The organism is uncultured Shimia sp. (assembly GCF_947493595.1).
Classification (GTDB): Bacteria; Pseudomonadota; Alphaproteobacteria; order Rhodobacterales; family Rhodobacteraceae; genus Shimia.
Map to the genome: position 1 here is coordinate 1 of NZ_CANLRL010000018.1, position 1,241 is coordinate 1,241.

Below are 1,241 nucleotides of genomic sequence, written 5' to 3' on the forward strand. Positions count from 1 at the left end.
ATGGCTAAGGAAAAGTTTGAGCGCAGTAAACCGCACTGCAACATCGGCACCATTGGTCACGTTGACCACGGTAAAACCACGCTGACCGCCGCGATCACCAAACAGTTTGGTGACTTCAAAGCGTATGACGAAATCGACGGCGCGCCTGAAGAAAAAGCCCGTGGCATCACCATCTCCACCGCGCACGTGGAATATGAAACCGACGCCCGTCACTACGCGCACGTTGACTGCCCAGGTCACGCTGACTACGTGAAAAACATGATCACCGGTGCGGCGCAGATGGACGGCGCGATCCTGGTTGTGAACGCGGCTGACGGCCCAATGCCACAGACCCGTGAGCACATCCTGCTGGGCCGCCAGGTTGGCATCCCTGCCATGGTTGTTTTCATGAACAAAGTGGACCAGGTTGACGACGAAGAGCTGCTGGAACTCGTTGAGATGGAAATCCGCGAGCTGCTGTCTGAGTACGACTTCCCAGGTGACGACATTCCTGTGATCGCCGGTTCCGCTCTGGCGGCTCTGGAAGACCGCGACGACAACATCGGCAAAGAGAAAATTGCTGAGCTGATGGCCGCTGTTGACGAGTACATCCCACAGCCACCACGTGCCACTGACCAGCCGTTCCTGATGCCAATCGAAGACGTGTTCTCGATCTCTGGCCGCGGTACTGTTGTGACCGGCCGTGTTGAGCGTGGCGTGATCAATGTTGGCGACACCATTGAAATCGTTGGCATCAAAGACACTCAGACCACCACCTGTACCGGTGTTGAGATGTTCCGCAAGCTGCTGGACTCCGGTGAAGCGGGCGACAACATCGGCGCGCTGCTGCGTGGTGTTGACCGTGAAGCGGTTGAGCGTGGTCAGGTTCTCTGTGCCCCAGGTTCCGTGAACCCACACACCAAGTTCGAAGCCGAAGCCTACATCCTGACCAAGGATGAAGGTGGCCGTCACACGCCATTCTTCGCGAACTACCGTCCACAGTTCTACTTCCGTACAACTGACGTGACCGGCACTGTTGAGCTGCCAGCGGGCACCGAGATGGTGATGCCTGGTGACAACCTGAAATTCAACGTTGAGCTGATCGCACCAATTGCGATGGAGCAGGGCCTGCGCTTCGCGATCCGCGAAGGTGGCCGCACCGTTGGTTCCGGTGTTGTGTCCAAAATCGTTGAGTAATTACGCCTAGCGTAATTCAGACGACAGACTACGAAAAGGCCGCCCATTGGGCGGCCTTTTTGCTT

1 protein-coding gene is annotated in these 1,241 nt (G+C 57.0%); it reads left to right on the top strand.

The window, feature by feature from the left end; genetic code table 11:
- The gene (gene tuf, locus Q0955_RS20830; RefSeq protein ID WP_299428827.1) at positions 1 to 1,176 is read left to right on the top strand and encodes an elongation factor Tu; all 1,176 of its coding nucleotides are present in this window, start codon (positions 1 to 3) and stop codon (positions 1,174 to 1,176) included.
- Positions 1,177 to 1,241 lie beyond the last annotated feature (65 nt).